This is a genomic window from Micromonospora sp. CNZ309 (genome assembly GCF_002846525.1).
On the sequence record NZ_PJNG01000001.1, the window covers coordinates 1764442 to 1783937 of the forward strand.

At 72.8% G+C, this 19496-nt stretch carries 13 protein-coding genes; 6 read left to right on the top strand and 7 right to left on the bottom strand.

The window, feature by feature from the left end:
• Nucleotides 1-21 precede the first annotated feature (21 nt).
• Together dmpG and CLT72_RS07080 are read right to left on the bottom strand one after the other, a co-directional pair.
• Nucleotides 22-1032 carry a 4-hydroxy-2-oxovalerate aldolase gene (gene dmpG, locus CLT72_RS07075; protein ID WP_101410151.1) on the bottom strand — a complete coding sequence of 337 codons (1011 nt, stop codon included), beginning with the start codon at nucleotides 1030-1032 and terminating at the stop codon, nucleotides 22-24.
• On the bottom strand, nucleotides 1029-1970 hold the full coding sequence (locus tag CLT72_RS07080) for an acetaldehyde dehydrogenase (acetylating) (RefSeq protein ID WP_101410153.1): 942 nt from the start codon (nucleotides 1968-1970) through the stop codon (nucleotides 1029-1031). The genes dmpG and CLT72_RS07080 overlap by 4 nt, the downstream gene beginning before the upstream one ends.
• 978 nt (nucleotides 1971-2948) lie before the next feature.
• Between CLT72_RS07080 and CLT72_RS07085 the strand changes: the two genes are divergently transcribed.
• Nucleotides 2949-4331 (top strand): hypothetical protein, encoded by a 1383-nt coding sequence (locus CLT72_RS07085; RefSeq protein ID WP_101410155.1) that lies wholly within the window; start codon nucleotides 2949-2951, stop codon nucleotides 4329-4331.
• Nucleotides 4332-4403: 72 nt separating this feature from the next.
• Here the strand turns inward: CLT72_RS07085 and CLT72_RS07090 are convergent, their stop codons facing one another.
• Nucleotides 4404-5909 carry an aminopeptidase P family protein gene (locus tag CLT72_RS07090; RefSeq protein ID WP_101410157.1) on the bottom strand — a complete coding sequence of 502 codons (1506 nt, stop codon included), beginning with the start codon at nucleotides 5907-5909 and terminating at the stop codon, nucleotides 4404-4406.
• A gap of 423 nt (nucleotides 5910-6332) precedes the next feature.
• On the opposite strand from CLT72_RS07090, the gene CLT72_RS07095 reads away from it, so the two are divergent.
• Nucleotides 6333-7274: an alpha/beta fold hydrolase gene (locus tag CLT72_RS07095; protein ID WP_350823169.1), complete on the top strand. Its 942-nt coding sequence runs from the start codon at nucleotides 6333-6335 to the stop codon at nucleotides 7272-7274.
• Nucleotides 7275-7459: 185 nt separating this feature from the next.
• On the opposite strand, the gene CLT72_RS07100 is transcribed toward CLT72_RS07095, so the two are convergent.
• Nucleotides 7460-7984: a hypothetical protein gene (locus CLT72_RS07100; protein WP_101410161.1), complete on the bottom strand. Its 525-nt coding sequence runs from the start codon at nucleotides 7982-7984 to the stop codon at nucleotides 7460-7462.
• A 232-nt stretch (nucleotides 7985-8216) separates the two neighbouring features.
• Complete coding sequence (locus tag CLT72_RS07105) at nucleotides 8217-8786, bottom strand: hypothetical protein (RefSeq protein ID WP_101410163.1); 570 nt, start codon at nucleotides 8784-8786, stop codon at nucleotides 8217-8219.
• A gap of 102 nt (nucleotides 8787-8888) precedes the next feature.
• Between CLT72_RS07105 and CLT72_RS07110 the strand changes: the two genes are divergently transcribed.
• From CLT72_RS07110 to CLT72_RS07120, 3 genes are all read left to right on the top strand, one after another.
• On the top strand, nucleotides 8889-10709 hold the full coding sequence (locus tag CLT72_RS07110) for a glycoside hydrolase family 3 protein (RefSeq protein WP_101410165.1): 1821 nt from the start codon (nucleotides 8889-8891) through the stop codon (nucleotides 10707-10709).
• Between the two features lie 10 nt (nucleotides 10710-10719).
• Complete coding sequence (locus CLT72_RS07115; protein ID WP_101410167.1) at nucleotides 10720-12531, top strand: serine hydrolase domain-containing protein; 1812 nt, start codon at nucleotides 10720-10722, stop codon at nucleotides 12529-12531.
• Nucleotides 12532-12877: 346 nt separating this feature from the next.
• On the top strand, nucleotides 12878-13378 hold the full coding sequence (locus CLT72_RS07120) for a winged helix-turn-helix domain-containing protein (protein WP_101410169.1): 501 nt from the start codon (nucleotides 12878-12880) through the stop codon (nucleotides 13376-13378).
• A gap of 86 nt (nucleotides 13379-13464) precedes the next feature.
• Here the strand turns inward: CLT72_RS07120 and CLT72_RS07125 are convergent, their stop codons facing one another.
• A complete protein-coding gene (locus CLT72_RS07125) occupies nucleotides 13465-17820 on the bottom strand; it encodes a S8 family serine peptidase (protein ID WP_486484195.1) in 4356 nt (1451 codons plus the stop codon).
• A gap of 384 nt (nucleotides 17821-18204) precedes the next feature.
• Between CLT72_RS07125 and CLT72_RS07130 the strand changes: the two genes are divergently transcribed.
• The gene (locus CLT72_RS07130) at nucleotides 18205-18699 is read left to right on the top strand and encodes a winged helix-turn-helix domain-containing protein (RefSeq protein ID WP_486484196.1); all 495 of its coding nucleotides are present in this window, start codon (nucleotides 18205-18207) and stop codon (nucleotides 18697-18699) included.
• Nucleotides 18700-18708: 9 nt separating this feature from the next.
• Here the strand turns inward: CLT72_RS07130 and CLT72_RS07135 are convergent, their stop codons facing one another.
• Complete coding sequence (locus CLT72_RS07135) at nucleotides 18709-19458, bottom strand: YqjF family protein (RefSeq protein WP_101415000.1); 750 nt, start codon at nucleotides 19456-19458, stop codon at nucleotides 18709-18711.
• Nucleotides 19459-19496: the final 38 nt, after the last annotated feature.

A 19496-nucleotide genomic window follows, 5' to 3' on the forward strand; every position in this document is an offset into this window, starting at 1 on the left:
AGGGCCGCGGTACGCGGCCGGTCACGTGACGGCCCTGCGCGCGCTCAGCTCCGCCACCACGTCGACGATCAGGTCCTCCTGGCCGGCGATGGCCTGCCGCCGGCCGAGCTCGAAGAACACGTCGCGCGCGTCGACGCCGGCGCGGCCGGACAGCTCGACCACCCGGTGCTTGAACCCGGAGAACACCCCGGCCAGACCGCTCACGATGGACATCGAGGCGGTCACCGGAGGGGCGGGCATGAGTTCGCGCTCCGCGAGGTCGGCGGCGTCGAGGAGCGCGTACAGGTCGATGCCGGTGGCGAAGCCGCTGCGCTCCAGCACGGGTACGAGCACCTCGAGCTGGGTGTTGCCGGCGCCGGCCCCGAAGCCCCGCGCGCAACCGTCGATGATCCCGGCGCCGGCCTGCGCCGCGGCCACCGAGTTGGCCACGGCCATGCCGAGGTTGTCGTGGCCGTGGAAGATCACCGGCGTGTCGACCGCCGCGGCGATCGCACCGATCCGCTCGGTGACGTCGGCGGGCAGGAAGTGACCCGCCGAGTCCATGATCCCGACCGCCTGCGCGCCGTAGCCGACGGCCCGCGCGGCGTGCTCGGCCAGCTCGCCCGGGGACGCCATGTGGCTCATCATCAGCACGCAGTGCGCCTCGGCGCCGGCTTCGCGCAGGACGTCGAGGTGCCGCTCGGCGAGCGACGTCTCGGTGGCGTGCACACCGATGCGTACGACGTCGGCGCCGTGGCCGATCGCGCGCCGCAGGTCGTCGGAGGTGCCCCAGCCCGGCAGCATGAAAACGCCCATCCGGCTGTTCCGCAACGCCTCGCGGACCGTCGAGAGCATCTCGTCGTCGCTCACCGCGGCCTGCCCGACCTGCATCGACGACGCGCCCAGACCGTTGCCGTGGCCGACCTCCACCACCGGGATCCGCGCCGCGTCCGCCGCCTCGGCGTACCGGCGCAGGGCGACGGCCCCGAGCTGGTGGCGTACCGCGTGCTGGCCGTCGCGCAGCGTCGGGTCGTGGATCACGACGTCGCTCATCGGAGCGCCTCCGTCCGGGCCGCCCGGCCCCGCCGGGCCGCGTGCTGCTCGGCGACCAGGATGGCGGCCGAGTTGATGATGTCGAGGTTGCCGGCGTACCGGGGCAGGACGTCGCTGTGGGCGGTGACCTGGAGGGCGACCGTCACCCGGTCGTCGACCACGGTGCACGCGGTCACGGCGTAGCCAGGGGCGAACGAGCGCACCTGCTCGGCCGCCGGTTCCACCGCCGCGCGCACCGCTTCGACGTCGGCGCCGGGGATCCGCGCGTGCACGGCCGTCCGGAAGGTCGCCGGCGGCACCGCCGGGCTGATGTTGAGGATCGCCTTGACGTCGGGCACGCCCGAGAACGTCGTGACGGCGTGCCGGGTGGTCGCCACGTACTCGTCGAGGTTCAACCGCGTGCCGCGGCCGGCGACGTCGCTGGCCACCGTCGAGACGACCTCGATGTAGCTCACCGGGAAGCGGGCCGCGAGCGCGTGCGCGACCGGGATGGACGCCTGGCCGCCGCAGCTGATGAGGTTGACGTTGCGCCCGGTCGTCGCTTCCACCCCCGTCACGGTCGGCACCACCATCTGGCCCACCCGGCTGGGCGTCAGGTCGACCACCAGCGTGCCCAGCGGCTCCAGCAGCGACCAGTGGCGCAGGTGGGAGGCCGCGTTGGTGGCGTCGAACACCACGTCGAACGCGGTCTCCGCCGCCAGTACGGCGTCGATCCCGGCGGCCGTGACGGGGTAGCCGAACCGCTCGGCGTGCCGCAGGCCCGCCGAGTCCGGGTTGCGCCCGGCCACCAGGCGGCAGTCGAGCAGCGGGGATCGGTGGATCTTGCTGATCAGGTCCTGACCGATCGCCCCGGTGCCGACGACGGCGACGGTGGCGGTGGCGGTGGCGGGCCCGACGACGCCGACATCGGCGTCGGTCACGTCCGGTGCGAGACTCATGGCGTGCCTCCAGGGCGCCGGAGCCAGCCGGTCCGCGGCCGCCGGGCGGGGGCGCGGCGGATCGCGGGGCTCGCGGTGCCCGGGTCGTGGGTTCTCATGTGCGTCGTCCTCACCATGTCGATGTGCGCCGGCCCGGCGGAACCTCGCGCCGGCGGCTCGTGACCGGATGCGCGGGGGCGGCGTCCGGTGCCGTCGCGGGCGTGTCGGCCCCGGGCCCGCACGCCCGGTCGGCCCGCGCGACGCCACCGCGGCGCGGGCGGCCTCGCGGCGTCGCAGTCGGTGGGTCGTCGGCAGACGAATGGGCCGCAGTGTGTCGGCACGCGTCGTGGCCGGGAGTCGTTCGGCGGTTTCCGTCGGGCCGGAACTGTCGCGTCGTCGAGCAACAATCGGACATATAGCTTGATCTCAGAAGTCTCGACGTAATAACCGAAGAAGCCCCCGTCTACCTGCACGACAAACAATGGGACTCTGCGACTCCCGTCAGCCGCAGCGATCCGCCGGCATCGAAGCTATCAGATGGTCACGCCGGGTGGACCTGACTGATGGGTCACTCTCGCGACAGTCCACGCTGGAGTGCTGGTCGTCACAGAACCCTTCTCCGGTAGCGGATGCCGCGATACCGACCCGTCGCGCACGGCACTCCGGTGCGGCTTCGGGCAGTTCGTCCGTCCTGCTCTTTTCGCGACCGGCACCGTCCCCCGGTGGTCGCGCGGGCGCCCGTCGCCGCAACGGCGGCACTGCGGCGTCGACTCCGCCACGACCATTTGCGACCATCATCGTCAGCACCACCTGCCGGCATTTCCGGACGGTCCGCCCGATTGTCGGCGGCAGTGGATCGGCGGATGGAAAGGGCATCCGACTAAACGTCGACCCACGCCGTCGGCGGAGCCCGATCGGCGGCTGATGCCCGTCGCCGCCGCACCCCCCGGCCCCGCCCGCGCGGAACCGGACGCACCACCCGCCCCGAGAGGACACACCATGACGACCACCCGGCCGCCCGCAGTGGACAGGTCACCCCTGGGCCGCGCATACGTCGAGCACCTCGCCCGCCACGCGTCGGCGGAGGACCCGACCGCCGCCGCCCGGGAATCGGCCACCCTCGAGCCCTACCGGGACCGGTTCATGAGTGGCCCCGCCTTCCTCGGCGCGGCCGAGAGCCGAGCCGTCGCCCGGGACCTGCGCACGGTCTACGACCTGCTGCGCGCCCTGCCGGAGCGGGTGTTCGACGGCGACCTCACCGCGCTGGCGCGGGCCGTCGGGATGGATCCGCGCCAGACGGCGCTGATCACGCGCGGCGCCCGGGCCGGCTCGCTGCTCCCCCTCGGTCGCGCGGACCTCTACCACGACGGCGCGGGCTTCCGCCTGCTCGAGTTCAACATCACCAGCGCGCTCGGCGGCTTCGAGAGCGCCGACATCAACCGGGCGATGCTGGCGTACCCGCCGCTGCGGCAGTTCGCCGACGAGCACCGGTTGGGGTACCGGGACACGCTGGGCTGCATCGTGCGGACGATGTACGCCGAGTGCGCCGCGATGATCCCCGCCGACCGGCCGCCCGTCGTCGCCGTGGTCGACACGATCGAGAACTTCCCGATCGTCGGGAGCCGGCTCGAGGTGCTCGCCGAGATGCTCGCCGCGCACGGGGTCGAGGCGATCGGCTGCCACCTCGGCCAGTTCACGTACCCGCAGGGCCGGCCCACGGTGGCGGGCCGCGCCGTCGACGTGGTGCTGCGGTACTTCCTGCCCGAGGACCTGGCCGATCCGGCGGTGACACCCCAGGTGGAGCCGCTGCTGGTCGCCGTGGAGCAGGGGAAGGTCGGCCTGCTCAGCCGCCTGGACGCCGAGTTGTACGGCAACAAGGGCACCCTGGCCATGCTCTCCGACGACCGGCACCGGGGCCTGTTCGACGCCGACGAGCGGGCCTGTCTCGACCGGCTCCTGCCGTGGACCCGGCACGTACGCCCGCGCGGCACCGATCCCGAGGGGGCCGAGGTCGACCTGCTCGCGTACGCCCGGGCCCGGCGGGACGAGCTGATCCTCAAGCCGACGCTGCTGCACGGCGGCAACGGCGTGCTGGCCGGCTGGACGGTGAGCGACCACGAGTGGCGGGCCCGGCTCGACGCCGCGGTCGACGGCCCGTTCGTGCTGCAACGCCGGGTCCGGCCCGCCGCCGAACCGTTCCCCGACGGCGCCGGCGGAGTGCGGGAGCTCTACCTCAACTGGGGGGTCTACCTGGCCGACCGGGACATCGTCGACGAGGACGGGTACGCCGGCTGCCTCGTGCGCGGCAGCACCGATCCGGGCGTCGGCGTGGTCAGCATGGCCGGCGGCGCGCGGATCGGCTGCACCTTCCACGGCGGCTGAGCCCCCGGTACGAAAGGCCGGCACGCGCGGGCGCTCGGCGCCCGCGCGTGCCGGCCGGCAGCGCGCGGTGGCTCAGGCAACCGTGCCGGAGCGCACCCGGGCCATCCAGGCCTCGACGTCGTCGGCGGTACGCGGCATGGCCGCCGACAGGTTCTCGTGGCCGTCCTCGGTGACCAGCACGTTGTCCTCGATACGCACGCCGATGCCGCGGAACTCCTCCGGCGCCAGCAGGTCGTCGGCCTTGAAGTAGAGGCCCGGCTCGACGGTGAGGATCATCCCGGGCTTCAGCTCGCCGTCCATGTAGTCCTGGCGCAGCAGCATCTGGCAGTCGTGCACGTCCATGCCGAGGTGGTGGGACGTGCCGTGGACCATCCAGCGCCGGTGCCAGCCGCCCCGCTCGCGGTCCAGGGTCTGCTCCAGGGTCACCCCCTGCGGGAGCAGGCCCCACTCGTGCAGCCGGCGGGCGATGACCACGTTCGCGGCGGCGTGGATGTCGCTGAACCTGTTGCCCGGCTTCACCGCAGCCAGGCCGGCCTCCTGCGCCTCCAGGACCGCCTCGTAGATCTTGCGCTGCACGTCGGTGAAGCGGCCGGTCACCGGCAGGGTACGCGTGATGTCGGCCGTGTAGAGGGAGTCGACCTCGACGCCGGCGTCCACCAGGATGAGGTCGCCCTCACGGACCGGCCCGGTGTTCTTCGTCCAGTGGATCGTGTTGGCGTGGTCGCCGGAGGCGCAGATCGTCTCGTAGCCGATCCCGTTGCCGTCGTGGCGGGCGTACAGGCCGAAGAGGCCCTCGACCCAACGCTCGCCGCGCTCCTTGCCGACGGCCTCGGGCAGCCCGGCGATGATGGCCTCGAAGCCCCGGTGGGTGGCGGCGATCGCCTTGCGCATCTCGCCCACCTCCCACTCGTCCTTGCACAGTCGCATCCCCGACAGGTGGCGGGCCAACTCCTCGTCCGCCTCGTGCTGCTGCGTGACCGACGCGGGCGACTCCGCCTGGGCCCGGGTCTCGTCGACGAGCCGGGCCAGCTCACCGTCGGCCCCCCGCACGACGCGCACCACGGTCGCGCCGGCGTCCTTGGCCAGGACGTCCGGGAGCGAGTCGATGTGCCGGGTGCCGAGGCCGAGCCGCTGCTCCAACTCGCCCATGGTGGGGCGGGGCCCGACCCAGAACTCGCCGAACCGGGAGTCGGCGAAGAACTCCTCGCTGTCGCGTGGGGCCAGCGGCCGGAAGAACAGGATGGCCTCGTGGCCGTCGGGCCTCGGGTCCAGCACCAGGACGCTGTCGGGCTCGGTGTCGAAACCGAGGCCGGTCAGCCAGGCGAAGGCCGTGTGCGGACGGAAGGTGTAGTCGGTGTCGTTGCTGCGCACCTTGAGGCCGCCGGCGGGGATGATGAGGCGCTCACCGGGGAACCGTCGTGACAAGGCCGCCCGGCGACGGGCCGCGTGGTCGGCGACCTCCGCGCGCGGGACAGGTGCCGCATCCGGACTGGCCCAACCGGAGGCGATGAAAGCGCGAAACTGATCGCTCGTCGGGGTGTTGCGGTGGCTGGCTTTCACCTGCTCGTCGCTTGTCATGGTCGATATCCTGCCACGCGCCGCGAAGCGTCGGCAAAGCCGTCGTGACGCCTCACCGCGCACCCGGACGCGCCCCGCCGGCACGGTCGTCAGCGCGGCCCGTCTCGGTCGGGCACAGGTATCGACGTTTGTGTCGGCGGTGCGGGCCGAGGCATTTTACCGCAACGCCACAATCGATCGACGCCTTGACATCCGTTGTAACCTTTCCGCAGCCGTTCGATCGGCCTCCCAGGCGTGCTGAGGAAAGCCGCCGTTTCCGCTTTGTTTGATGATCCGACCGTCCGATCTGGTCGCCAACTCACGGAAAGCGAAGTGCCCATGAAATTGTCTGCGTCGAGTTCTGCGGTAGAGCAGGTTCCCGGCCATGGTTCGCGCCGTCGCATAGGACGGATCACCGTCGCGGCGGCCCTCGGTCTGGCGCTCGTGGGCGGGGCGGGCGCCGGGGCGGGCGCCGTCGCGCCCGCGCCGGAGCCCGCCCCGGCGGGCGTCGGCGTGCAGACCGTACGCCAGGGCAACGTCACGGTCGACGGCGCGACCCTGCGCTACACCATGACCGGCAGCGGCTCGCCGCTGGTGCTGCTGCACGGGTGGCCGCAGACGTCGTGGTCGTGGCACGAGACAGTGCCCACCCTCGCCCGGCAGCACACCGTGATCACGTTCGACCTGCCCGGCCTGGGTGCCTCCACCGTCCCGGCCGACGGCTACGACAAGGCGACCACGGCGCGACGGATCCGCCAGGCGGTCAACCAGCTCGGCTTCACCCGGGTGGCCCTGCTCGGTCACGACCTCGGCGCGATGATCGCCTACAACTATGCCCGCGACTTTCCCACGGAGGTAAGCCGGATCGGCGTCGTCGAAAGCCCGCTGCCGGGCTTCGGGCTGGAGGACTTCTACAGCGTCAGCTGGCACTTCCTCTTCAACGCCTCACCCGCGCCCATCCCCGAGCGCATCATGGACAACGAGGACGTCCCGACCTATCTCGGGATGCTCTTCGACCGTACGCAGCATCCGGAGGCGATCGACCGCAGCGTCTACTACCGCGCGTATTCCGACCCGGCGAAGCGGACGGCGGGATACGAGTACTACCGGGCGCTGGCGGCCGACGCCGCCGACAACCAGGCCCACGCGCAGGCGAAGCGCCTGACCATTCCCGTGCTGGCCATGGGGGCCCAGGCCGTCTTCGGGCCGGCCGTCGCCGCCTCCTACCAGCAGGTGGCCGCCGACGTCCGTACCGTCGTCGCCCCGGACAGCGGCCACTGGATCCCCGAGGAGAACCCCGCCTTCTTCAACGCCTGCGCGTTGCTGTTCTTCGGACCCGCCACCGGCACCCCGACCAGCCCCGACCTCACCGGCTGCGCCCCCTGACCGGAGCCCGTCCACGCGTACCGCGTCACGGCGAGCGCGACCCGGGGCGGGCGGTGGCGACGCCGCCCGCCCCGGGTCGTTCTACCGCCGCGCTCCGCGTCGCGATCCGCCCGCCTGCGGCGTCGCGCCCGCCCACCCGGAGCTGCTCCGGCCGGTCACCCCCGGTGTGCTGCGGCCCGCCGAGGTCAGCCGTCCTCGTAGACGAGGTCCATCACGTCGGTGCGCCCCGACCAGCGCAGTTCGAGGCGCCAGCAGCCGGCCTGCGGCATGTCCACGATCGACGGGCCCGGGCCGCCGGCGACCTCCCGGGTCACCCGGGTTCCGGTGCCGTCCAGGGTGGCGGTGATCCGGAGGGGATCCGCCGTGGCCACGGCGGGAGGCGCCGTGGTGGGGTGGGCGACCCAGAGGACCTTGTTGTTCGTCCCGTTGCTCCTGACCGTCCTCAGCGGGTGTCCGAACAGGATCGCCACGATCTCGCCGCTCGCGCCGAGGACGTGCGGCATCCGGGTGTCCCCGCTGAACCCGGCGTCCGCCCAGTCGGGCAGCGGCCCCGTCTCCACCCGGGAGCCGCAGCCGGGGGGCGCAGCCGACGGCGCGCCCGTCGGCGCCGCGCGGTTCGGGGAGGCGGCCGGCGTCGCCGGCCGCCCCGCCGTCGTACACCCCGCCATCAGCAGCACCATTACCAGCGACACCCCGCGTCCTGCACCCATCCCTGCCTCCCGAAGTCCCACTCGTGTGTGCACAGTCAGGACACCGGCCGGCTCCCCGAGGTTCCAGGGGGCCCCGGGATCGGCTCGCCGGGTCCGCACCCGGGCCGGCGCCGGCACGATTATTCCTACGGCCCGTTCCATGGACCGGGAACCGCTGTGCCGGATTCTCGACGGCCGGCGGGGCAACCCCGGCGTCTCGATACCACTTAGGTATCTTTATGCCCCACAGGTATCAACGTCCCGGCGGCAGTGGCTCGTCAGCCTCACGAAACGCGTCCAAACCCAGCGAGCGGGCGAAGTCGCCGTTCACCTGCACCCACGTGGCTCCCGGCGCGGTGGTCTCCTTGTGGAAGACCAGGTCGAGACGGCCGTCGAAGGCGTCGAGGCGCAGCGCGCCCCCGCGATAGAGCAGCGTCGCCACGCGGTGGAAGCCCTCGCCGTCCGGGTCGGCGACCAGCACCCGCTCGGGCGGGCCCAGCACCTTCGGCGTACGGATGGGAAAGCGCACCCCGCGCTGCGCCTCGGCCACGGGTACGGGCCGCTGCGCCGGCAGCGGCGAGGCGACGCTCGCGGAGGGTGCCGGCTCGGGGCTGGCGGCGACGGTGATGCCGGCGAAGCGCAGCAGCCCGGCGTCGGCGGCGGCGGCGTCCGTACGCGGGTCCGCCGCGTCGTCAGGGGTACCTCCGGTGGGGAGGCCTTCATGACACCGCCCGCGCCCTTCGGGTTCCGCCTCGGCGACCACACGCTGCCGGACGTCGTCGGCCCGATGATGCCGGGTCCCGTCCGCACCCCGCCGGGCCATTGCGGCGGACGGCGTCGGCCCCGGCGTGCTGTAGCAAACCTTCTTGACGATTCATCGATGTGTAGCTAAGTTTCAGCCATCCGGACTGAGAGGTCGTCGTCGATGAAGGCCCAACTCGTTACCGCGACCGCCCTGGTGGCCACCCTGTCGACCACCCTCGCCCCGCCGCCCGTCCAGGGCTCCCCCGCAGCCGAGCGCCCGCCCGGCGGCGAGCACGGCTGGGTCACCTCGACCCTGCGGCACATGAGCCTGCCGCAGAAGGTCGGCCAACTCTTCGCCACCTACGTCTACGGCGGTGACGCCACCGAGCCCTCGGCCGCCGACCGTGCCGCCAACCGCGCGGCGTTCGGCGTCGAGACGCCGGCGGAGGTCGTCGACCAGTTCCACCTCGGCGGCGTCTGCTACTTCTCGTGGTCGCACAACCTGGACAGCCCGCGCCAGATCGCGGCCCTCTCCAACGGACTGCAGCGGGCCGCCGTCGGCGACGGCACGAAGGGTCGCGTGCCCCTGCTCATCTCCACCGACCAGGAGCAGGGCGTGGTGCTGCGGATGCCCGCCCCCGCCGCGCAGTTCCCCGGCTCGATGGCCCTGGGGGCAGGGCGCTCGCCCCGGGCCGCACGCGAGGCCGCGGAGATCACCGGGCGCGAACTGCGCGAGGTCGGCATCCACCAGCCGTACGCGCCGATCGCCGACGTCAACGTCGACCCCGGCAACCCGGTGATCGGCGTACGGTCCTTCGGCGCCGACCCCACCCTGGTCGCCGACCTGACCGCCGCCCAGGTCGCCGGGTTCCAGGACGGCGCCGGCGCGACGGCGGTGGCGAAGCACTTCCCCGGGCACGGCGACACCGCCACCGACAGCCACACCGACCTGCCCGTCATCGACCACACCCGCCAGGAGTGGGACCGCATCGACGCGCCACCGTTCCGGCGGGCCATCGACGCGGGCGTCGAATCGATCATGACCGCGCACATCGTGGTACCCGCGCTCGATCCCTCCGGCGACCCGGCCACGCTGTCCCCGACGATCCTCACCGGCGTACTGCGCGGCGAACTCGGCTTCCGGGGAGTCGTCGTCACCGACGCGCTGAACATGGCCGCCGTGCGGCGCAAGTACGGCGACGACCGGGTGCCCGTGCTGGCGCTCAAGGCCGGCGCCGACCAGCTCCTGATGCCGCCGGACCTGCGGCTGGCGCGGGACGCGGTGCTGCGGGCCGTCGCCACCGGCGAGCTGACCGAGCGGCGCGTCGACGAGTCGGTCCGGCGCATCCTCGCGCTGAAGTACCGGCAGGGCCTGGCCCGTTCACCCCTGGTCGACGTCGAGCAGGCCGTACGCACGGTCGGGGCGCCCGCGCACCTCGCCGCCGTGGCGCGGGTCACCGACCCGACCCTCACCGCCGTGCGCAACGACGCCGGGCTGCTGCCGCTTCGCCCCGGGCGGCGCTCGGTGCTGGTCACGGGCTGGAACAGCGCCGCCTTCGCGCCGGTGGAGACCGTGGCCGGCGGATTCGCCGCCCGGAACGCCCGGGTGACCGCCCGCCCCGCGACCCTGCCGTCGGACCAGGTGATCGCCGAGACGGCCGCCCTGGCTGCCGAGCACGATCTCACCGTCGTGCTGACCAACAAGGCGTGGGACACCGCCGTCACCGATCCACGCGGCACCCAGCAGCGGCTGGTCGCCGCCCTGCTCGGCGCGGGCAGGCCCGTGGTGGTGGTCGCGGTCCGGGATCCCTACGACATCGCGTACCTGCCGGGCGTGAGCACCTACCTGGCGACCTACTCGTACACGCGGGCGGCGATGGACGCCCTCGTCCGCGCGCTGCACGGCGAGCTGTCCCCCCGTGGCCGACTGCCCGTCACCATCGCCACGGCCGACGGCTCGGGCACCGTGCTGCACCCCTACGGCCACGGCACGAGCTGGTAGGAGGCAACCCATGTCGTCGCTGCGTCCGCCCGCGCTGCGCCCCCTCGCGCTCGGCCTGGCCGTGGCCATGGCCTTGTCGGGCGCGACCCTCGCCCCCACGTCCGCCGCGGCCGCACCGCCGCCGGCCGGTTCGGCACCGCCGAGCGTCACGCCCGCCGACATCCACTTCCGGCACGACACGCTGCGCCCCGGGCACGCCCGCGAGGTCGGCCTGCTGCCGGAACAGGTGGACCGCATGTCCGCCGACCTGGCGGCGTACCTCGACCCGACGCCGGACCACCCCGGGCATCCCGCGTACGCCGGCGCCGTGGTCCTGGCGGCCAAGGACGGCGTGGTCGTGCAGCACGCCGCCGTGGGTTCCGCCGTGAGGTACGCGGCAGTCGGGCCGCCGCCCGGGCTGGTCGGGGTGGAACTCCCCGCCGACCAGCAGCTCCCGATGCGGCCCGACACCATCTTCGACCTGGCCTCGGTGTCGAAGCTGTTCACCGCCGTCGTGACCATGCAGCAGGTCGAGCGGGGACGCGTGGACCTCGACGCGCCGGTCGCCCGGTACGTCCCCGAGTTCGCGGCCGGCGGCAAGGAGACCGTCACCGTACGGATGCTGCTCACCCACACCTCGGGGCTGCCCGCCTTCGCGCCACTGTGGAGCAGGTACGCCACGCCGGCCGAACGGTTCGCCGCCGCGCTCGCCACGCCGCTCACGGCCGGCGTGCGGCCCGGTACCCGCTACGTGTACTCCGACCTCGGGCTGATCGCGCTGGGCGTGCTGGTGGAACGGGTGAGCGGCCGGCCGTTGGACGCGCTCGTCGCCGACGACGTCACGGCGCCGCTGGGCATGACCGACACGGGCTACAACCCGGGCCCGCAGCGGCGCCCGCGGATCGCCGCCACGGAGTACCAGCCGTACGCCGGGCGCGGCATGGTGCACGGCGAGGTGCACGACGAGAACGCGTGGTCGCTCGGCGGGGTGGCCGGGCACGCGGGGGTGTTCTCCACGGCGGCCGACCTGGCCGTGCTCTGCCAGACCCTGCTCAACGGCGGCGAGTACCGTGGGCGACGGATCCTGCGCCCCGACACGGTGCGCGCCATGCTGGTCAACCACAACGCCCCGCTGGAGCAGGCCTATCCGGAGAGCGACCGCGGACTGGGCTTCGAACTCGACAAGCACTGGTACATGGCGGGGCTCTCCTCCCCGGTGGCGTTCGGGCACACTGGCTTCACCGGGACGTCGATCGTCGTCGACCCCCTCTCCCACTCGTTCGTCATCCTGCTCAGCAACCGGGTGCACCCGGATCGCGGCTGGGGCAGCAACAACGTCGCCCGGCGTGCCGTCGCGCGCGACCTCGCCGAGGCGGTGCCGGTGCGGCCCCGCTCCCGCGAGGCCTGGCGCGCCGACCCGCGCGACCTCGCCACGGCCACCCTCACCGCCCCGCTGCGTCGGGCGGCGCGGGGCGGCACGGCCAGTTTCCTGCTCTGGTACGACACCGAGCCCCGCTACGACAGTGCCCGCGTGGAGGTCTCCACCGACGGGGGTACGACCTGGGCGTCGGCGCCGATGGTGCTGCGCCACTCGGACCGGAGGTGGAGCAGCGACGGCACGGTCACCGGCTTCGGCGGCCGGGTCTGGTGGCAGGTCTCGGTCGGGCTGCCCGAACGGGCGACCCACCTGCGCTTCAGCAGCACCACCGACGCCTCCAGTCAGGGCCGGGGCGTCTACGTCGATCGGATCGTGGCGGCGGACCGGGACGGGCTCCTCTTCGCGGGCGAGGGCGGCGACGCCGCCCGGCTCGTTCCCGCCGGCTGGTCGCCCGCCCGCACCTGACCCGGTCGCCGTGGCCTCCGGGCCGCGTCCATCCGCGCCCGGTTCGACGTGGCCGGGCAGGACCGGCCGCCGCGGACGGGCCCCGGCACGGGTCGGCTCAGCGCGTACGGGCGGGTGGTCGGGCGCTGCCGGGCGCCGGACGCCCTCGCCGCCCTCGTCGAACGGGGCAAGCCCACACGAAGGGCCCCACCCCTACTCCGACCGGGAAATGCAAGCAATTTATGGACGCCTACCTGTCACTGTTTTTAACCGCAGCGAGACGCGACGTCACTAGGGTCAGTGGACCCATCGATCGGCGTCGTGGCGAGATCCGTCCCGCCGTGGTGGGGCACCGGAAGGGGTGGCAATGAGGGGGGTGGCTCCGCTGGTCATCGGCATCGCCTCCTCGCCGGCCGAACGCAGGCGGCTCGCGCGTCTGCTCGGCGGGACCGAGGCGTTCCTCATCGTCTCGAGCGTCGCTCAGGCGCGTACGTTCCTCGGCGTCGCCGGGACGCCCCCGGCGGCCCCGGCGGCGCCCACCGCGCCGGCCGGGCCCGTGGCGGGACCCGCGACACCGCCGCCGGCCGACCTGAGCGTCGACTCCGACCGACGGGTGCTGCGCTGGCTGGACCGCGAGGTCGAGCTGACCCGGCTGGAGCACGACTTCCTGCGCTGCCTGGTCGGCGCGCCGGGGCAGGTCTGGACCTACGAGCGGCTGCACCTGGAGGTCTGGGGCAACGTGCACCTCGGGCGGGGCTCCGACATGCACTCGGTGGTCCGCCGGGTGCGGCACAAGCTCGCCCGGCTGGACGCCTCGGCCTCGATCCACGCGGTCCGCGGGGTCGGCTTCCGCCTCGCCCCGGTCTGAGGGTCGGGGCCTCCTCGACGGCCGACACGGTCCGGCCCGCCTGGTCGCAAACCAGGCGGGCCGGACCTGTCAGCCGACGGTCGGGGTCAGCAGCGTACGGGCGACAACGCGAAGTCCTCCACCGTGGGGGTGGCGGTGTTGATCCTCGTCTGGCGGGTCTGGGGCTTCCAGCCGTCCTTGGCGACGATCATCGTCAACGGGTTGTTCCGACGGTCCATCCAGTAGGCGTACTTGCCCTCGGCGTCCGTGGCGAACGTCCAGGACATCGCCCACGAGTCGACCTGCACGGTGGCACCGGGGATCGGCGAGCTGGCGCCCTGGCAGCTCGTCCCGGTGACCGTACCCATCAGCTTGCCCCAGGTCGTCGGCTGCAGCACGTTCAGCGTGACCGCGACCGGCTCCACCGTGTAGGGGGTGTTCTCCTTGATGGCGACCGAGGCGGTGTAGGTGCCGGGCTGGTCCACGTTCGCGGACATGCCGACGTTGACCGTGACGGCCTCGCCCGGCGCCAGGGTGGCCGCCGTCTTGTCGATCGTCATCCAGCTGACGTCGGCGGTGCTGGCGGCGCACTCCTCGAAGCCGGGCAGCGCCTCGCTGTCCCGCGTCGCGGTGAAGCCGCCGGAGGAGCCACCGACCTTGTAGAAGCCGCACGCCGCACCGCCACGGTAGCGGGCGGTGTTGGCGTTCGGCAGGCTCGACCACGAGGAGGTGGCCGGGTCGTAGGCGAAGCCGACGTTGGTGATGGCACCGCCCTGCGAGCCGCCGACGACCAGGAACTTGCCGTTGGCCACGGCGAACGAGCTGGCCCAGTTGTCGGCCGGCGCGTCCGCGATGGCCGTCCAGGTGTTGGCGCCCGGGTCGTAGGCGTAGCTCGCCTTCTGCGCGGCGGAGCCGTCGTTGCCCCCGGTGCAGTAGACGATGCCGTCGATCCCGCCGCAGGAGAGGAAGGCCACCGACTTCGGGTAGTCGGCCAGGGTCTCCCAGCTGTCGTTGGCCGGGTCGTAGCGCACGACGTCGTTCGACATCGGCGTGCAGGACGCCGTGGTGCAGCCGCCGATGGCGTACAGCTTGCCGCCCGCGACCGCCTGGCCCGCCGCCGAGCGCGGCGCCGGGTTGTCGGCCTTCTCCGTCCAGGTGTTGGCCGCCGGGTCGTACGACCAGGTGGTGCCGTCCGGGCCGGCCGCCGCCCAACCGCCGGTCGCGATGATCTTGCCGTCCAGGACGCCCACCGTCATGGCGGTACGCGCACCGGGCAGATCGGCGATCGCGGTCCAGGTCTGCGCGACCGGGTCGTAGGCGTAGTTCTTCGCCGAGGACGCCGAGCCGGTGCCGCCGGCGATGGAGTACACCTTGCCGCCGAGGTTGACCACCCGGTTGTCCATCACCACGGCCGGGTAGTTGGCGATGTCGGTCCAGGGCGCGGCCTGCGGGCCGGCCTCGGGCGACGCCGCCGCCGTCGACTTGCCGGACGTCTTGGCCGCGAACGAGGTCGGGACCTCGAGCCGCTGCACCGGCGCGCCCTGGGAGCCGAGCACCTCCTGCTTGCTCATCCGGGACCCGTCGGCCCGCAGCAGCTCGAACCCGCCGGCGCGCTCACTGAACTCGACGGCGACCGGGGCCCCGCCGGTGTTGGTCACCGTGAACGACTTGGTGACCTTGCCGCTGGGCATCCGGGCCGAGCCGGTGACCTGGGCCGGCTTGACCGACAGCCGGCCGGCCGCGAGCTGGAAGTTCGCCGCGGTGGCCCAGTCTGCCTGGACGTCGACCTGCTTGCTCTGGCTGACGTAGCTGCCGGCCCGGGCGGTGAAGCCGTGGGTGTCCGTCAGCGTCGAGAACAGCCAGTAGAAGCCGTCCGCGAGCCCCGGGTCGTCCGGCGTCGCCACGGTGGTGGCCTTCTCCGTCGGCCGGTCGTCGCTGGTGACGGTGGCGCCGTTGACGTAGCCGTTGTCGTTCCTGTCACGGACGTGCCCGAGCACCAGGCCGCCGTCGATCGGCTCGCAGGTGAGCTGGCTGCCGATCAGGACGTTGTCGACCGACCACCACCACTCGTACGAGGCGTCGTAGTAGCGGAACCGGACGCGGGCCTGGGCCTGGCCGGCGGCCTGCGGTACGGCGATCTCGGTGACCTTCGGGCCGCGGACGTCGGCGGCCTGCCGGAGCACGTTGGTCCACGTCGTCCCGCCGTCGAGGCTGAGGTCGACGTCCGCGCGGTCGCTGCCCAGCCAGTTGTAGTCCTGGTTGAACCGGATGACCGGTGCCGTCACGCCGGTCAGGTCGACGACCGGGCTGACCAGCGAGGTGTCCTGCTTGCCGCCGGAGCCGTACTCGTCGCTGTCGATGATCGCGAAGTTGCCGGTGCCCCCGGTCAGGTTGCCCCGGGCGCCGTCGTCGGTGAACTTCCAGACCTGGCCGCTGCCCGCGTGGTCCACCACGGACCAGCCGGCCGGCACGGTGCTGCCGTCAAAGGTCTCGTACTCACCGTCGGAGCCGAACCGGTAGCCCGGCGCCGTGGTGCAGGCGTTGGTCTGCACCGGCACCGCCACGTTGGCCGTGGCGTTGCCCGCGCCGACCACGACCTGCTTGTTCACCGTCTGGTAGCCCGGGTACTGCGACTCGACCTTCAGGTTGTAGGTGCTGCCGGCCGGCAGCTTGAGGCTGTAGCGGCCGTTGACGGGCGTGGTGTAGTCGGACACGCCCGACTGACCCTCCACGGTTACCTTCGCGTAGAGCGGCCAACCGTGCCCGGACCCGTCGGTGACGGTTCCGCTGACGGTGACGCTCGGCACCGCGGTCAGCGCCACGTCGAGCGTCGTGGTCGCGTTGCGGGCGACCGCCGCCGGTACGGTCTTCGCCTGGTAGCCGAACGCCGAAACGGCGACCTGGTAGTCGCCGACCGGCAGCAACGACGAGTAGGTCCCGTCCGCACCGGTGGTCAGCTCGCGGTCGGCGGCGCCGGTCAGGCTCACCGTGGCGCCCGCGATCGGGGCGCCGGTGGTCGCGTCGGTGACCTTGCCGGCCAGCGTGCCGCTGTCGCCGATCGGGGCGCCGTTGAGCAGGGCGAGCGCGTCCAGCCGGCCCTCGCCGAACACGTTGTTGTCGTCGGCGGTGCCGCCGCACTGCGCGTCGGCCTTGTCGATCGCCGAGTTGTCGAGCAGCGCGCGGGTGGCGGTGACGTCGCCGACGAGCGCCGGTGCGGCGGACCACAGCAGCGCGATCGCGCCGGCGAGGTGCGGGGCGGCCATCGAGGTGCCGTTGTAGCTGGCGTAGCCGCTGCCCGGAATGCTCGACCGGACGTTCACGCCGGGTGCCGCGATGTTGGGCTTGATCTCGCCGTTCTGGCCGGCGCCCCGGGACGAGAAGCTGGCGATGTTGTTGTTGACGTCGTAGGCGCCCGCGGAGTAGTTGCTGACCAGGCTGCCCGGTGAGCCGCTGGTCTGGCACGCCGAACCGCTGTTGCCGTTGGACCAGACGCCGAAGATGCCCGACGCGGTCCAGGCCAGCGTGACGTCCTCCATGAACGGGTCGTTGGAGGGCAGCGTGGTTCCCCACGAGTTGTTGATGATGTTCGGCCGCTTGCTGGCGTCCGGGTTCTGGCCGTTGAGGTCCGTCGGCTCGAGCATCCACTGCCCGGACGTGACCAGGGCCGCGTCGCTGGGGCAGCAGCCGTTGGCCGCGATCCACTTCACCTCGGGGGCGACACCGATCTGGTTGGCCCCGTCGGCGCCGGCCATCGTGCCCATCGTGTGCGTGCCGTGGCCGTTGGTGTCGCAGGGCGCGGCGCAGGAGCCGGCGGCGCGGAACCAGTTGTAGTTGTGGTCGAACGTGCCGTCGCCGTTGTTGCCCCGGTAGGAGTTCACCAGCGCGGGGTGGTTGAACTGGACGCCGGTGTCGATGTTGGCCACCGTGATGCCGGCGCCCTTGACGCCGTACTGGGACCAGACGTCGTCGGCGTTGATGTTCGCGATGCCCCACTCGAGGGCGTTGACCGTCTTCTCGTCGGTGCCCTTGGTGACCTCGGGCACCTCGTAGGCGACCGGGGGGTACAGGCCCTCGACCTCGGCGTGCGCGGCGAAGCTCTGCGCCATCGTCAGCGAACCGCCGCTGACCTTGATCGCGTTGGTCGCCCAGAAGGTCTCGTACTTAGTTCCGGAGCCGTCGAGTTCGGCGCGGATCTTGGACTGGCTGTTGGCGGCGGTCTTCTTCAGCGCGTCGGCGACGGCGGTCCCGCGCTTGGCCCAGTCCTTGATCGCCGCGGCCTCGCCGAGGTCGGCCCGGTCCTTGAAGCGGATCCAGAAGTCGCCCTCGGTCTTGCCCTGGAGCTCCTTCGTGAGCTCCGGCCGGATCTTGTCGGACGGGGAGGCCTGTGCGCCTGACCCGGTCGCGGCCAGGCCTGTCGCGGCGAGGATCATCGCCGCACCGGCGCTGACCAGGGATCTGGCCAAGCGCCTCGTGGGTGGACGTGTGAACATTCGGTGGTGCCTCCTCCAGAACGACCCAGAGTGGAACGAGCCATGGTGGAGGGCGCAGGGGCCCGTCTCCGTTCGGATGAGCGGGATCCGGCCCCTCCATGCCCCCCAAGGCACCGCGCGGGTCACGCCGGCTGCCCGTGTGGACACTATGATCGACAAGAATGGACGATCAAGAACTTGCCGTAAGCAATTTGTCACTAGGTGTTGGCCGGCGGATGGGGCGCTTGCCGACATCTGTCAGGGCCATGACGAAGATGGGCAGAGGCTGTCCATAGTTTCCGGGTGGGTGCTGTGGGGGCACGCGACGAAGGCACGGTGCCGGACGGTCCAGAGCCGGCCGACGAACCCTTTCCGCTGGTGATCGCGGTGACACCGTCGCCGGCCGAGCGGATACGACTGGCCGAACGCCTGGAGGGCGTCGCGCCGCTGCTGCTGGTGGCCGACCTCGACGAGCTGCGCAGGCTGATCGCGGTCCCGCCGCGGCTGCCAGTCCAGCCGTCCTCGCCGGCTCCGGCCGGCACGCCGGGTGCGACGGACGACGACACGCTGCTGATCGACTCGGCCCGGTCGACGGCCCGCAGCCGGGGCCGCGAGGTGGGCCTCACGCGGCTCGAACACGATCTGCTGTCCTGCCTGACCACCGAGCCGATCCGGGTCTGGAGCTACGCCGAGCTGCACCGCTCGGTCTGGCACGACGAGGGGCGCGAACGCAGGGCGGACGTGCAGTCCCTGGTCAAGCGGCTACGTCGCAAGCTCCACGACCTCGGCACCGGGGTCGCCATCGACGCGGTGCGCGGCGTCGGGTTCCGGCTGACCGACCATCAGCAGCCGAGGGTCGGCGGCTCCGGCTGACTGCCTGACTTAGGCAGGCCGCGCCCGGCGCAGGCTGACCGGTGGACCGAAGCGCACCGGGACGCCGGGGGAATACAGCACGCTGACCGGCGCGCCGACGGGCGCCGGCAACCCGGCGGCCGCGACCAGCTCGTCGTCGAGGTGCAGCAGTTCCGCGCGGTGCAGCGGCCAGCGCGGATGCCAGTTCGGCAGGTGCAGCGTCCGCCCGTACGCCCGGGTGTGCAGCCCCCAGCGGGCGGTGACGAAGTGCTCCAGCGGGGTCGGGTCGGCGACCGGCTCGCCCACCCGCACCACCATGCGGCTGGTCGCACCGGCCGGGCGGGGCCACCGGCGCCGGCACCGGTAGGTGAAGCGGTCGCCGTCGCGCTCCAGCCGCATCGCCGACCACATGTACGGCAGCCGCAGCGTCGTCCGGGCCACCAGCACGGGGACCAGCCGCGACGCGTCCAGCGAACGGAACACCACCGCCCGCCGGCCGGTGTCGTCGACCGAGTAGAGCCGGACGTTGGTCTCCCAGAAGCTGCCGAGGTACGGCACACCCGGCCCGCGCCCGAGGCCCAGCCCCACCATCCGGAAGCCGATCAGCCCGACGTGACTGACCCCGTCGAGGGTGTCGGGGCGCGTGCCCGCGGGCAGCAGCGGCGCGACGAGTTCCGGCGCGACCGCCCAGTGCAGGAACGTCAGATCGTCCCAGCGCTGCCGCAGGAGCGCCCACGGGAACGCCTGCCCGGGCGCCGAGTCGACCGGCTCGATGTCCACGTACCCCATCCTGCCTCCGCGCCGGCGGGCGACGTCAC